Origin of the sequence: Bradyrhizobium sp. AS23.2 (genome assembly GCF_001908185.1) — a bacterium.
GTDB lineage: Bacteria > Pseudomonadota > Alphaproteobacteria > Rhizobiales > Xanthobacteraceae > Bradyrhizobium.
The window spans coordinates 1-13,596 of record NZ_LGHM01000265.1; the positions used below are offsets into that span (position 1 = coordinate 1).

The 13,596-nt window shown below is 61.4% G+C and carries 8 protein-coding genes and 3 pseudogenes; 4 read left to right on the top strand and 7 right to left on the bottom strand.

The genetic code is table 11. From position 1 onward, the window contains the following. Together AC630_RS46520 and AC630_RS48575 are read left to right on the top strand one after the other, a co-directional pair. Positions 1–138: pseudogene (locus AC630_RS46520) on the top strand (IS3 family transposase); the annotation flags it as partial. A gap of 722 nt (positions 139–860) precedes the next feature. Then, entirely contained in the window at positions 861–1,157 is a 297-nt protein-coding gene (locus AC630_RS48575; protein WP_502691593.1) for an H-NS histone family protein, read from the top strand. Positions 1,158–2,204: 1,047 nt separating this feature from the next. Here AC630_RS48575 and AC630_RS40355 read toward each other — a convergent pair. The 5 genes from AC630_RS40355 to AC630_RS46030 all read right to left on the bottom strand — a co-directional run bounded on the left by AC630_RS40355 (position 2,205) and on the right by AC630_RS46030 (position 7,212). Beyond that, positions 2,205–3,185 (bottom strand): PDR/VanB family oxidoreductase, encoded by a 981-nt coding sequence (locus AC630_RS40355; protein ID WP_074123903.1) that lies wholly within the window; start codon positions 3,183–3,185, stop codon positions 2,205–2,207. Between the two features lie 9 nt (positions 3,186–3,194). Beyond that, the gene (locus AC630_RS40360; RefSeq protein ID WP_074123904.1) at positions 3,195–3,947 is read right to left on the bottom strand and encodes a GntR family transcriptional regulator; all 753 of its coding nucleotides are present in this window, start codon (positions 3,945–3,947) and stop codon (positions 3,195–3,197) included. A 3-nt stretch (positions 3,948–3,950) separates the two neighbouring features. Then, the gene (locus AC630_RS40365; protein WP_167561377.1) at positions 3,951–5,000 is read right to left on the bottom strand and encodes an aromatic ring-hydroxylating dioxygenase subunit alpha; all 1,050 of its coding nucleotides are present in this window, start codon (positions 4,998–5,000) and stop codon (positions 3,951–3,953) included. A gap of 291 nt (positions 5,001–5,291) precedes the next feature. Continuing rightward, positions 5,292–6,938 carry a phosphoglucomutase (alpha-D-glucose-1,6-bisphosphate-dependent) gene (pgm, locus tag AC630_RS40370; RefSeq protein WP_074123906.1) on the bottom strand — a complete coding sequence of 549 codons (1,647 nt, stop codon included), beginning with the start codon at positions 6,936–6,938 and terminating at the stop codon, positions 5,292–5,294. Continuing rightward, positions 6,931–7,212, bottom strand: coding sequence for a hypothetical protein (locus AC630_RS46030; protein ID WP_167561378.1), 282 nt, complete (start codon positions 7,210–7,212; stop codon positions 6,931–6,933). The genes pgm and AC630_RS46030 overlap by 8 nt, the downstream gene beginning before the upstream one ends. A 312-nt stretch (positions 7,213–7,524) precedes the next feature. On the opposite strand from AC630_RS46030, the pseudogene AC630_RS40375 reads away from it, so the two are divergent. Continuing rightward, positions 7,525–8,636, top strand: a pseudogene (locus tag AC630_RS40375) (alpha/beta hydrolase family protein). 29 nt (positions 8,637–8,665) lie between these two features. On the opposite strand, the gene AC630_RS40380 reads toward AC630_RS40375, so the two are convergent. Next, on the bottom strand, positions 8,666–9,481 hold the full coding sequence (locus tag AC630_RS40380; RefSeq protein WP_074123907.1) for a response regulator transcription factor: 816 nt from the start codon (positions 9,479–9,481) through the stop codon (positions 8,666–8,668). A 223-nt stretch (positions 9,482–9,704) separates the two neighbouring features. Next, positions 9,705–10,592, bottom strand: coding sequence for an aldose 1-epimerase family protein (locus AC630_RS40385; RefSeq protein WP_074123908.1), 888 nt, complete (start codon positions 10,590–10,592; stop codon positions 9,705–9,707). A gap of 1,713 nt (positions 10,593–12,305) precedes the next feature. Here AC630_RS40385 and AC630_RS48580 point away from each other — a divergent pair. Further along, a pseudogene (locus AC630_RS48580) lies at positions 12,306–12,413 on the top strand (PEPxxWA-CTERM sorting domain-containing protein); the annotation flags it as partial. Positions 12,414–13,596: the final 1,183 nt, after the last annotated feature.

Genomic DNA, 13,596 nt, shown 5'->3' on the forward strand with positions numbered 1-13,596 from the left:
GCTGCGACCTCCGGCGAGGTCAAGGACCTTCGTCGGGAGGCCGCGGCGTTGAAGGAAGTGGTGGCCGACCTCACCCTGGAGAACCGCCTGCTCAAAAAAAGCATGAACGGGGTTGGGGGAGGACGAGGCATGAGGTACACCGTTCAAATGCATAGGATTGAGCAAGCTTTGGCCCGCTCCCCCCTTTGAAGACATCGTAGGGAATACGGTCGACCTCCAGTGCGTCGGAGGACTAGGCCAGCTTCCTGGTCGGATAGGAATTTCACTGGCATCGGCACCTCCGCTAAGCGCAGAATTGCGCGTGCGAGGGCGGCTCCCGAGTCGCGGCTGCTCGAGGGACGAAAGATGGCAATCCACCGCTGCTGAGTCCCGCTCCTTGAACTCGCCCTAGGGTTAAGAGACAATTTCAACTACTCTGGCGGGAGATAGCCCCTCTTAGGTTTCGAAGATTGCTCGCCACGACTTTTCTCGTTTCTATCTTTGCAGCCCCGGCTCAAGCTCAGATCAACCTGCAGCACCGGGGCTTGAAGGCCTGATCTCAAAGCGTCAAGATCATGCCTATCGCGGTGGGCCAGCTAGTCCGAATTCTACTAAGCCCCTAGCGAGGGTCACATCGAGAATAGGATCGACCCCATAGGCGCTTTCCGGGTGTCAAGCTGTCCATTTGCCCTAACTCAAATTGAGCATGGCTGCCGCGCCGTAAAAGGATTCAATAGGTCCGTCCCCAACATCAATTCTTGGGCCACGCGATGATAGTCAGCAAAGAACAACTCAACAAAATGTCAGCCGACGCGTTGTGGGATCTTTACCGGACCATACAGGACTCATTGATCTCCAAGACACGCGCGCGAATGAAAGAGATGGATCAACGGCTAGATGCAATTTCGCACCCAGAGATCGTCAGGCACTCCCCCTCAACTAAGCAAGAAAGACGGACCAGCAAAGTACGCGCTGCTTATCCCCCCGTAGTACCGAAGTTCCGGAATCCGGACCAGCCAAGGGAGACCTGGGCCGGGCGTGGTCTGCGGCCGCGATGGCTCACCGAAAAAATCAAGGCGGGAGGGGATATTGAGGACTACCGCATTCCGCCGGCCGCGCAAATCACTCGGCAAAAACGTCAGCGCTCGGGTAGAACCAAAAAGCGATCTCGATCCTAACAGGGGTATACACGACCAGACTACAAATCCGCTCGCGGATGTAACTTGCCGGCCAGCAGGCTCGTCAATTCGGCCTACGGCCGAAGCCCGGTCTTGACTAAAACCGCCTTAAGTTGGGGCCGCACCGTACCTGCCGTCCCCCCAACGATGCTGCCAATCATCCAAATCTGACAATTGGCAAAGGACTTTCCGCTCGTCTTGCCCGCTCGGCCCCGCTGTGGATGCCGCCTCGCCTTCGCTTCACTCATGCCTCAGCGTCAACGGGCGGAGCAACGAAACGAGCTCGTCTTGCCAGTGCCTGTTGGTTTTGGCGAAGACCGATTTCAACTGACTGCGAACCGTTTCTTTTGTCCTCAAATCGACGGCAATATCTTCTAGAGCCTGACCACTTCCAAGTCGTGCAGCCAGACGGGCCTCCGCGTCCGTCAAATCGAAACGACCCGCAACGTCCTCTCCGGTACGCGACTCCTCCAACCAACTTCCACCAGAATGGCAATCACCCTGCAGTTCGCGAGAGTGTTGGCCGCCGCTGCGGCCGGCCTAACGAGGTAGGCTAACAACGGGTACTTACCCGCTCTATTTAGAACAATTGGCGGAGACGAGGCCGCATCAGAACGACGACGCCGCCGTCGACCTCGCGTCCTGGGCAACAAGCCTCCGGTTAACCATGCGATTTCGTGCGTTAGCTTGCGTTCTGCCGAGCGGTTCATCTGAAACACCTCGCCCCGCCGGTTGATCAAAAGCGCAGCCGAACCGCTCGCCTCAAGTGTATCAAGACCTGGCTCCGGAGACCGAGAAGTCGAATGCCATTGCGAGCGCAGCACTCGCTGACAGTGTCTGCGACAATCTAAGCAGCTTCTGCTTCTCTGATTGGGAGGAACGGCTCGGCTTCTTGGCTTGTCGCCGGCGCGATCAGGCATCCGCGATCACTAAGTACGCCATTTGAAGAACGCGGAGTTTGTTCTCAAAAGCTACTTTTGATCTATGAGGCTCGAAGTTTGGGGGAAGCGCCGCCAACAAGCCTGGGCATGACCGCCTCGGCGTACGTCACACCGCGTCCGCTCGCAATAACGTGTCCACGGTGATGGTGCCGCGGGCGCGGGAGACGCAGGCACAGATCTTCTCGTTGCTTCGCTTCTGGTGGTCGCTGAAGAAGACGTCGCGATGGTCGATCTCGCCTTCGAGGTCGACCACGTCGATGGCGCACAGGCCGCACTCACCCCGCTTGCAGTCGTACATCACGTCATGGCCGCAAGCATTGAGCACGTCCAGCATCGAGCGCTCGCGGGGGATTTCGAGCTCGATATCGGAGTCCTTCAGGCGCACGCGGAACGTCTCGGTCGGAAGCGCGCCGCTGGAGCCAAACGTCTCGTAGCGGAGATCGGGAAGCGGATGACCCGCGTCGATCCAGGCGTGGCGCGCGGCATCCAGCATCGGCATTGGGCCGCAGAACAGCGCCAGTGCATCTTGCGGCAACGAGGCGAACAGCGCGTCAAGATCGAGCCGCCGGCCTTCGTCGCTCGCATGGACGACCAGTCGGTCGCCGAGCAGGTTGGCGAGATCGTCGAGATAGGCGGCCTCGCCGCGCGAGCGCACGGCATAGTGCAGCGTGACATTGGCCCCGCGCCGCGCCAGCGCCTGCGCCGCGCCGAGGATCGGCGTGATACCGATGCCGCCGGCAATCAGGCAATAATGCTGGCGCGCCCAATCGACCGCGAGCAGCGAAGCGGGCCACGTGATGTCGAGCCGCGCCCCCGGTGCCAACTGCCACATGTAGCGCGAGCCGCCGCGGGAATCCTCGGCGCGACGCACCGCGATCCTGAAGCCGTGTGACGAAGCCTCCCCGACCAGCGAATAGGACCGCGTCTCCGGCAGGCCGTCGATGGTCACGCTCATATTGATGTGGCTGCCGACCGGATAGGCGACACCATCGAACTGATCGGGCAGGATCAGGAATTCACGGATGCCGGGTGCGAGGTCGCGCATCGACACGAGCGTTGCCGGAATCCAGGTTTCGATGAAGCGCATGGCACTCCCCTAATCGGTTGCGGTCTTGATCAGCGCGAGCGCCGGCAAGAGATCGAGATGGGTCCGGTTACGCAGCGCGAGCCGCAAGTTTCGCACCGCAAGCCGCGCATGCTCGCGCATGACCGCTTCGGCCCGCGCGCCTTCGCGGTTCTCGATCGCGTCGATCACGACGCGATGGTGCTCCTGCGCGATGATCAGGATCTGCTGCGCCTCGGGCAGCGCCGATTGCGCCATCACAAAGCCGCTTGGCGAGGCAAACGGCAGCGCCGCGGCGCGGTCGATCTGCCGGACCAGCGGCGGGCTGCGCGACAACTCGGTGAGCAGGGCATGAAAGCGCGCATTCAGCGTGACATAGGACGAAAAGGCTTCGATCGAGATCGGCACCTGGCGCAGCAGCTCGTCGATCGCGGCCAAACACTCCTTCAGCGGTTCGAGCTCGCGCGCGGAGACGCCGCGCTCGGCCGCGAAGCGCGCCGCGAGGCCTTCCAACGTGCCGCGCAGCTCGATGGAATCGGAGATGTCGCGCTCCGAAAACGCCTTCACCATGAAGCCGCCGGAGGGGATCGCCTCCAAGAGGCCTTCCTCCTCCAGCCGCACCAGCGCCATGCGCACCGGGGTGCGCGAGGCGCCGGTCGTCTCCACCGCCTGCAGCTCGGAGATGCGCTCGCCCGGCCGCAACGAGCCGGACAGGATCTGGTCGCGCAGCGCGAGCTGTGCCTTCACGGTCTGCGAGACGGAGCGGTCGACCTCACGCTCGGCCATGACCTACTCCGCGGCCTGGAGATGCTGCGGCGCGTTTTCCTTCGCAACCATCCTGTCGATGAGCTTGCGCGACCACATCGCGCCGGCATCGATGTTGAGGTTGTAGAAGATGCGATCGGGGTTCTCGTCCATCGCGCGCTGCTGCGCTTCCAGGATCAGCTCGTCCTCGCGGAAGATGCCGGAGACGCCCTCGCGGATCTCGGTAGTAATGCGCTGCTCACCGAGGCGATAGTTGCGCACGAACGCCCAGAAATAGTGGCAGGTCTTCTCAGTCTCCGGCGTGATGGTGTTGAGTACGAAACCGTTAACACCCTGCGAGCGGTCGCCTTCCGGTGCGCTGGTGCCGGCCGGCACCACGCCGACGTCGATCGCGATGGTGCACGGGGCCTCGAAACGAATGATCTGCCAGCGATCGACGAGGCCCGGCTTGCCGAGCTGCTTGGCCCAGAACGGCGGGGCCTCGATGCCGCGCATCCAGCGCGTCACCGTCACCGTCTTCTCGCCATGGGTGACGTCGAACGGCGCTTCGGCCACCGCGTCGTTGCCGATCGAGGAGCCGTGCACGAAGGTCTCGTGGGTGAGGTCCATAAGATTGTCGAGCACGAGGCGGTAGTCGCAATTGACGTGGATGGTCTTGCCGTCACCGGCCCAGGCCGGATCGTGATTCCAGTGCATGTCGGGAACGAGCGCGGGGTCGGCGAGCGCGGGATCGCCCATCCAGAGCCAGACATAGCGGTGACGCTCGACCACGGGATAGGCGCGCACGCAGGCCGACGGGTTGATGGTCTCCTGCGAGGGCATGAAGGTGCAGCGCCCATGCGCATTGTACTTCAGGCCGTGATAGCCGCAGACGACGGTGTCGCCTTCGAGCCGGCCCTTGGACAGCGGCACCAGGCGATGCCAGCAGGCATCCTCCAGCGCGGCCACCGAGCCATCGGTCTTCCGGTACATGACGATGTGCTTGCCGCAGATCGTCCGCGGCAACAGTGCCGGCTTGACCTCGGCGTCCCAGGCCGCGGCGTACCAGGCATTCATGGGGAAGGGTTTTGGCACCGGTCTCACTCCCAGGGCTTATGAATACGTTATGTATACAATACCAGGGGCGGAGAATCGTTCAAGGCCAAAGTTGCCGTATCTAATTACCTATATAGTCAATGATGTATACAGAACTAACCGCGAGCCATTCCCCGCGAAAGCGGGGAATCCAGTACGCCGCGGCGATGATTGGTTCATGCAACTTCCGCCGCGGAGTACTGGATCACCCGCTTTCGCGGGTGACGACACCGGAGGAATCGGCACGCCCTCCCTGGGAGTAGCGTGAGAGGAGCGCTGCCTCAGTGCGCCTTACGCCCCGAACACCTTTGCCAGCCCGGCCTGGGCTTCCTGCTGGATCCGCTTCAGGTGCTCGGTGCTGCGGAAACTTTCCGCGTAGATCTTGTAGACGTCTTCGGTGCCCGACGGCCTTGCGGCGAACCAGCCGAAATCGGTCTCCACCTTGATGCCGCCGAACGGCTGGCCGTTGCCCGGGGCCTTGCTCAGTGTGGCGCGGACGGGATCGCCGGCGAGATCCCTCAGGCCCAGCTGCTCGGGCGTGACGGATTTCAAGATGTTTTTCTGCGGCGTCGTGGCGGCGACGTCGATGCGCGCGTAGTGCGGCACGCCGAGCTCGGCGGTGAGGTCGTTGAACAGCTGGCTCGGATCGCAGCCGGTCTTCGCCATGATCTCGGCGGCGAGCAGGCCGAGAATGATGCCATCCTTGTCGGTGGTCCACACCGTGCCATCGCGGCGCAGGACCGAGGCCCCTGCACTCTCCTCACCACCGAAGCCGAAGCCGCCGCTGATGAGCCCGTCGACGAACCATTTGAAACCGACCGGCGTCTCGACCAGCCTGCGGCCGAGCTTCTTGGCGACGCGGTCGATGATCGAGCTCGACACCACGGTCTTGCCGATCGCAGCGTCCTTGCCCCAGTTCGGGCGGTGCGCGAACAGATAGGAGATCGCCGTCGCGAGATAGTGGTTCGGATTCATCAGGCCGCCGGTGCGCGTCACGATGCCATGGCGATCGGCATCGGTGTCGTTGGCAAAGGCGACGTCGAAGCGGTCGCGCATCCCGATCAGGCTCGCCATCGCGTAAGGCGAGGAGCAGTCCATGCGGATCTTGCCATCCCAGTCGACCGTCATGAAGCGGAAGGTCGGATCGACCGCCTCGTTCACGACTGTGGCCTTCAGGCCGTAGCGCTCGATGATCGGATGCCAGTAATGCACGGCCGCGCCGCCGAGCGGATCGATGCCGATATTGATGCCGGCGGACTTGACGAGGTCGAGATCGACGACGCTACCGAGATCGGCGACATAGGGCGTGATGAAGTCGTAGGCGTGGACGGTCGCCGATTTGCGCGCCTTGGCGTAGTCCATGCGCGCGACACCCTTGAGCCCATCGGCGAGATAGGCATTGGCGCGCTTCTCGACGACGCCGGTCACATCGGTATCGGCCGGCCCGCCATGCGGCGGATTGTATTTGTAGCCGCCATCCTCCGGCGGATTGTGTGACGGGGTGACGACGACGCCGTCAGCAAGGCCCGATGTGCGGCCCTTGTTGTAGGTCAGGATCGCGTGCGAGATCACCGGCGTCGGCGTATAGCCGCCGTCCTTGTCGATCATGATGTCGACGCCGTTGGCCGCGAACACCTCGATCGCGCTGACCAGTGCTGGCTCGGCCAGCGCGTGGGTGTCGATGCCGATGAAGAGCGGGCCGGTCAGGCCCTTTTCTCTTCTGTAGTCACAAATTGCCTGCGTGGTCGCGAGGATATGGCCTTCGTTGAAGGTGTTCTTGAACGAGCTGCCGCGATGGCCGGAGGTGCCGAACGCCACCCGCTGAGCAGGATCGGTGGCATCCGGCTTGTTGGCGAAATAGGCTGTCACCAGCCGCGGAACGTTGGTGAGCGCGTCCGGCGAGACCTGCTTGCCCGCCGTGGGATGAACATCAGCCACTGGAAATATCCTCGTCCTGTCGTGCAGAGATTGCGAACGATACCATAGCATCCGCCGGGCGCCCGCCAACCCGGAAGCCCTCTGAACCATCAGCAACAAACAGCCGCATTTGTCGACATAAATAGAGCCATGACCATTCTCGCAACGACGTTGCTGCTTGCTGGTTCCTTTGTCCTGTCCGACCCCGGATCTTCAGACCAACACCATGCTGCGCGATGCCGCCGTGGACCACGATCTGGCAAGGGTGAAGCGGCAGTTCGAACGAACCCTGCACGGCAACGCCGACTCCGCCCGCCAAGCGTCCACGTCCGCAGCGCCGCCGATGACGCGATGACGAGGCTGCCACGGCAGCCCATTCCTCGTCATTCCGGGGCGCGCCCCTTGGCGCAAGCCCGGAATCCATTTGTCCCCATTACGTGCTGCATGATGGATCCTCAGATGCGCAATTGCGCAGCATAGCTCGCGCTTCGCGCGCCCCGGATGTCGGGTGGAGAATCCGCACACGACTCCCCCTCACCAGCGATGCCCCTGCGCAATCGCGGGAACATGCTATGGTCGGCACCATCAAGGCCTTTCGAATCGTCCCATGGCTCTTCCGCGCAAGCTGCTTCTGTTGATCGCCGGCGCGCCGTCGCTCGCCGTGGCCGCGGAGTTCTACACTGAGGACCTGCGCATCCCGGACCGCAGGGGCTGGAGGCCTTCCTGGTCCGCCCGGCAGGGACGAAGCGCTATCCGCTCGCGCTGCTCAGCCATGGCTCGCCGCGCAGCTTCGACGACCGTGCGACGATGTCGGCGCACAAATATTACGGCATCGCGCTGGAATACGCCGGGCGCGGATTTGCCGCGCTGATCGTGATGCGGCGCGGCTACGGCACCTCGCCCGGCGGGCGCGTCGATAGCGTCGGCGCTTGCGCGAACGCCGCCTACCTGCCGGCGGCGGCGGTGGCTGTCGCGGATTTGCGCGCGGCGATCGATGCGATGGGGCATAGGGCCGACGTCACGACATCAGGCATGATCGCGGCCGGCCATTCCGCCGGCGGGCTCGCCACCGTCGCGCTGACGGCACAGGCACCGCCCGGCCTCGTGGCGGCGATCAATTTCGCCGGCGGCCGCGGCTCGCGCGACGACGACGATGTCTGCAATCCGGATGGGCTGGCGCAGGCCTTCGCCACCTTCGGCAAGGCCTCACGTGTGCCAATGCTGTGGGTCTACGCGACCAACGATTCGTTCTTCGGCCCCGATCTCGCGCGCCGCTTCTATGACGGATTTCGCGGCAATGGTGGCAACACGAAATTCATCGCGGCGCCGCCCTACGGCGACGATGGCCACTACCTCTATTCGGTCGTTGCGCGCCCGCAATGGACGCCGTATGTCGACGCTTTCCTGCGCGAACGCGGGCTCAGCCGCGACATCCTGAGCCCGCCCGATCCGCTGCCGCCGCCGGGCCAACTCAATGCGGCGGCGAAAGCCGAGTTCTCGCGCTATCTCGCCAGCACCATGCCGCACAAGGCCTTTGCCGTGTCGCCGAACGGCGGCTACGGCTGGCGTTCGGGGCGCGGGACGACAGACGACGCCCAGCGAGACTCGCTCGCGGCCTGCATGAAATGGTCGCCCACCTGCACGCTCTATGCGGTCGATGACCGGCTGGCCGCACCTGTGCAAAGGACACTTACGGATCAGAGCGCCCGTGCGCGATAGGCGCGGATCAGATATTCCGACGGATGAAGTTAGAGGCGCTCGCTGAGCACGAGCTTGTAGCCGACGCCGGTGACGGTCGCGATCACGGGCGTGCCGCTTCCGACGAGCTTGCGGCGCAGCCGCGCCACCAGCGCATCGACCGTGCGGATATCGACCTCGGCCTGGCGGTTACTGACGACCTCGATCAGATAGTCGCGACTGAGCGGCCTTCCGTCGGCACCAACGAGCGCCGCCAGCAGGTCGAATTCGGCGCGCGTCAGTGCGACCGGCTTGCCCTCGCTGCCGAGCAATTCGCGCCGCGTCAGGTCGATGATCCAGTCGCCGAAGGCGATCGAGTTGTGGTTGCGCGCCGCCTTGCGGTCGATCGAGCGCCGCCGCAGCACGCTGCGTGCCCGCGCGAGCAGGTCGCGCAGATTGATCGGCTTGGTGACGTAATGGTCGCCGGCGATCTCGAGACCGAGGATACGATCGACGTCGGTGTCGCGACGCGTCACGAAGATGATGCCCGCGTTGCTAGTCGTCTGGATTTCCTTGGCAAGCTCGAAGCCGTCGCCATCCGGCAACTGCACGTCAAGGAAGACGAGATCGGTGCGCGCGCGCAACGCCTGGCGGCATTCCGCGCAGGAGCCGGCGCCGACCACGTCGAAATTGTTGTCGTTGAAATAGCCGACCAGCATCGTCCGCGTCACCGGATCGTCTTCGACGACGATCAGCCGCTCGCGGCCAGCGGGACGCAATTCCTGACGTGCGGGACCGGTGACGATCTTGGATATCCTGTGTGCCTGCGACTCGGCCTGAAAGTTCAAGTGGTCACGCAGCGCGTTGTCCTGTGAACGAACATTCACGACTTATTCGACCCCCCCGAAATTGCCTGCCTGAATACTAGGCGTGTTGTGATGCCCAAACAATATTGGTCATGACCTTGAAGCATTAAGTATGAATTGGCCCACATTTCTTATCCCGTGCATCAACATGCAGGAATGGCTCACACGAGCGGCCTCGCGCCATCTCGACACCGCCGATCCCGCACATCGGGTTTCGGATTCAACCGTCGAGAAGCCTTCGACCTCAGGACGACGCGATTTCGATCCGGTACGACAACTGCTCTTCCGCGCCCGGCGCAATGTGCATCAGGCCCGGCTTCTCGCTGAACTCGCCGTCGAAGCCGACGGGACTCGCATAGCCACGCCAGGGCTCGATGCAGAGGAACGGCGCGCTCGACGGCTTCGACCAGACGCCGAGCTCGCGAAAGCCACGCCAGGACATTTTCAGCCAAGGCCCGGTGGACGCACCCAGCCCGGCCGCATAGCGGACCGAGTTACTCTTGACCCGATCGAAGATGATGGCGTCAGCGGCGAACAGGGATTCGGACAAGGGGAGCACCGTACCGCTTACAGGACTCTGCTCCGTCGCCGCACGCAACAACCCGCCGTCGAGACGACGGACGGGGGATGCCTCCGCGTTCGCGAAGGTCAGCGCGTAGCTTTCCTTCGCCACTCCGGGCTGAAGCGGCCAGTTGAAGGCGGGATGACCACCGAGCGAGGCCGGCAACATCTCCTCGCCGGTGTTCGCGATCGTGAGCGAGAGATCGAGACCAGCCCCATCGATTGCATAGGCCGCGGTCAGGCGGAACGCGAACGGATAGAGCGCACGCGTCGCCTCGCTATCTTCCAGCACCAGCGTGCAGTGGCTGTCGCGACGCTCGCCCCAGGCAAAGCGGCTGTCGCGCGCAAAGCCGTGCTGGGTCATCCGGTACGTCTTGCCCTGGTGCCGCAATTCGTCGTTGGCGAGGCGCCCGACGATCGGAAACAGCAGCGGCGCATAGCGCGGCCAGACCGCTCCCGCCTGCCAGATGAATTCGACGCCGCCGCCGTCTTTCAGCGAGCACAGCTCGGCGCCCTGCGCCTTGATGGTCGCGCTGAGCCCGCCGCTCCGTATCGTATGCTCGTTGGTCATCGATTTACGTCTACACTGACCGCACGTCACTCAGCAACCGCACGCCTTTACTCGTGCGCCAAGTCTCGTATGTCGTGAAAAAGCAAATGGCTCTGGCGCGCAGCACGCATTCAAAACAGCAGTAACATCGCCTTATTTGCTGCGGCCCGCAAAACGCGCGCTATGGATCGTGGATGCTTGGAAGACTTTTAGCGTTGGCTGCCTGGGGCACTCTCACCTAGTCTGCGTGGTATCGCTGTCGCCCATATGGCTTCGTCCGGACGCAACGACCGCCGGTCCGGCGGGATCTCAGCGCTTCATCGCGTATCTGGTCCTCGGACTGTTGTTCGTTTCTGCTTATCCAAGCCGCTTTGTCCGATCTCTGATACTTGTCGTCGCCATAGCTTTGGGATTGGAAGCCGTCCAACAACTGACGTCCGATCGACATGGCCGCTTTATCGACGTCATAGAGAAAGTCGCAGGAGGAGTGATCGGCTGCTGTACTGCGAGAGGCGTCCAAACCATGATCGAACGGCGGCCTCGAAATACGTAGCCGTCCACGCCGGCTCGCGCCCTCTCAAACGCGAAACCGACACACCGTGTTGACGACAGCAAGTGAATCGCGGAACCAAATTGATCTCCCTGGGTTAAAGACGACACATTCGCCTTGCTCCCGGTACATCACCAGCAAGTTGATATGGCTCACCGGATTTTTATCGCCCGTTGATTAGACGGGACGCAATCTAGCGCCAGCCTGCCTCACCGCGCGATATCGTTGTCGGTCAGCACAAACAGAACACCTACTCAAGTGCAGCGAAACGTCATGCTGGAAGGTCTCATCATGCAGGAAATTGTCCTCATGTTCCTCGCCTGATGTTGACGTTCCTCGATCGATGAACTGCCCGTTTCGAAATTCGGAAGAGAAAAATGGCATTGAAGGAAGCATTTCCGAAGCTGACCTGCTTCGCTTGATGTCTGAGGTCATCTCATTGCGAGAACAGGTGGCCCAAGCCGAGCTTCGCGTGCATCGTTCAAGACGGGTCGTATCGAGGCCAGTAGCCATTTCGGTCCAGAAAAGCCAAGGCGCCGATAGCGTTTTCACCATGCGATATCGCCTGGAGGCGCGCACGGGCTGTCTCCAAAATATCCTGAGGCTTTTTTATCAAATCGATTGACCTTCATTGAATTATATTAAATAATTAAACTCCTATTTTAAATAGTTAATGCGTGAGACCTGCAATGATAAAAACGTGCTTTGCCACAGCCATGCTCGCGCTCGTTGCAGCCACAGCCGCGAAAGCCGGTGTCATTTACCCGAACCCGGGTACAGAAAATCCAACCACATACTCATTCACCGCAACTGCGAATGGTTCGCTGGTTGCGTACTTTTACGGCTCAGGGGCCTCATTTAGCGAGAGTTTGGGTCTGCTCGTCAACGGCCAGGACAGGGGCACCGCTCTGGACAATCACATCAGCGCCTATGGAGAGATGTATAACTTCGGTAATGTGAGCGTTGGCGACACTTTGGTCTTCTACATCGACGTCAAGACGACCGGCCATACCTACTACTCCGACATCAAGATGAATCCCGATGGTGTGAACCACATCTATTCGACCGCATTCGCCGGCAACGGGAAGATTCCGGCAGGAACTTATGTCGGCTTCGAGGATCTCAGCCTGCATCAGACAGGCTGGACCGACAACAACTACACCGATGAACAATTTGTCTTCACGGTCGCAGCGGTGCCTGAACCTTCCACGTGGGCGATGATGATCCTTGGCTTCGCCGGCGTCGGCTTCCTCGCTTATCGCCGCCGTAATTGGGCGCTGACTGCCGCATAACTGCTCTCACCAAATTCATGCCAAACAGCCCCCTGGCGGCCCTCTTGTTTGGGCGCCTGGACTTCGCTTCGGCGATTGAACCAAAACGATAAAGAGTAAGGTTGAGAATTTGGACTAAGTGGAAGCCGCGATTGAATCGTGCGACTGCAAACGCGTACCTTCTCCAATCGCCACCCGCTTCGGAAGCCGAACGCCCGACGCGAAAGGCGTCAGTTGAGATCCAGCGTTGCCTGTTGAAGCCATGCGCGGTGACGAGACGCTCTTATCGGGCCAGACCTCTCAAAACTCACGCCCAGCATAAGCTGGCGCTCGGGATCTGCTTGCAGCTTGTCCAAATAGCGACTGTGGGCCCGACCGGCGAGAACGACGAGCAACAAAATTACGGCGGGGAAGAGTAGCCAGATCACGGAACATTGTCCTCTACGCGCCCCATCGTCCGAACCCGCCCGCAAGGCATTGGTTCCACCCTTTGTCGAGGCTCGGCGCGAAATTCGTCCCTTTCATGACAACAAAGATAGCGCCCGATCAGGGGACGGGTGTGAACGGCTGGCAATATCGTGTGCATCCGCAGCAACGATGTTTATTGATACCGTCTAGTTGCCCGATAAGCTCCGGACATTGCACTTTTTCTTTTTGACTATGGGGGATTGCAATGACAAATGACACTGCCGTGTATGACGCAATGTGTCTCGACCCATCCAGCGAAGATAACTGGATCTATCGCATGGGCACACGGGAAGCCATCACGAGGGATGGCCTTGCAATCGATCCTCGTTCGCTCGCTTTCTGTCCGCATGAGTGGATCGATGAAAGCGGCTATGTCGACATGAAGCTTGTCCAAAGATCCCCGCGTCCTTTCTCGGTCTGAAACGCGGCCGGATGCACAGGCAACCGCTCGTCCCAAGTCGGGAAGCCCGGAAGCCGATCGCATAGGCTGCAATCAAGCCGCCACCTGCTCGTTCAGTGGCCGCTGTCCGCGAATTAATCCTTGGGCAGGCCCCACGCGTTGAGTTGTTCCTTGAGCTTTGCAGGCACGGTGGGATCGGAGCGGACGAAGATCAGCTCTGAATTGCCTGCTAGAGCGTGCTGTGTTTATACGGAAACATAGCCTGAGTTTTTGAGATAGTTGGCGCACTCTTCCTTGGAGAAGACGTCGAGGAGTTCACCGACCTTGCGCCAAGTT

Excerpts from the sequence above, each read along its gene's own strand:
- AC630_RS40385 (WP_074123908.1), bottom strand. The coding sequence starts at position 10,592 with ATGACCAACGAGCATACGATACGGAGCGGCGGGCTCAGCGCGACCATC.
- AC630_RS48575 (WP_502691593.1), top strand. The coding sequence starts at position 861 with ATGGATCAACGGCTAGATGCAATTTCGCACCCAGAGATCGTCAGGCAC.
- AC630_RS40360 (WP_074123904.1), bottom strand. The coding sequence starts at position 3,947 with ATGGCCGAGCGTGAGGTCGACCGCTCCGTCTCGCAGACCGTGAAGGCA.
- AC630_RS40355 (WP_074123903.1), bottom strand. The coding sequence starts at position 3,185 with ATGCGCTTCATCGAAACCTGGATTCCGGCAACGCTCGTGTCGATGCGC.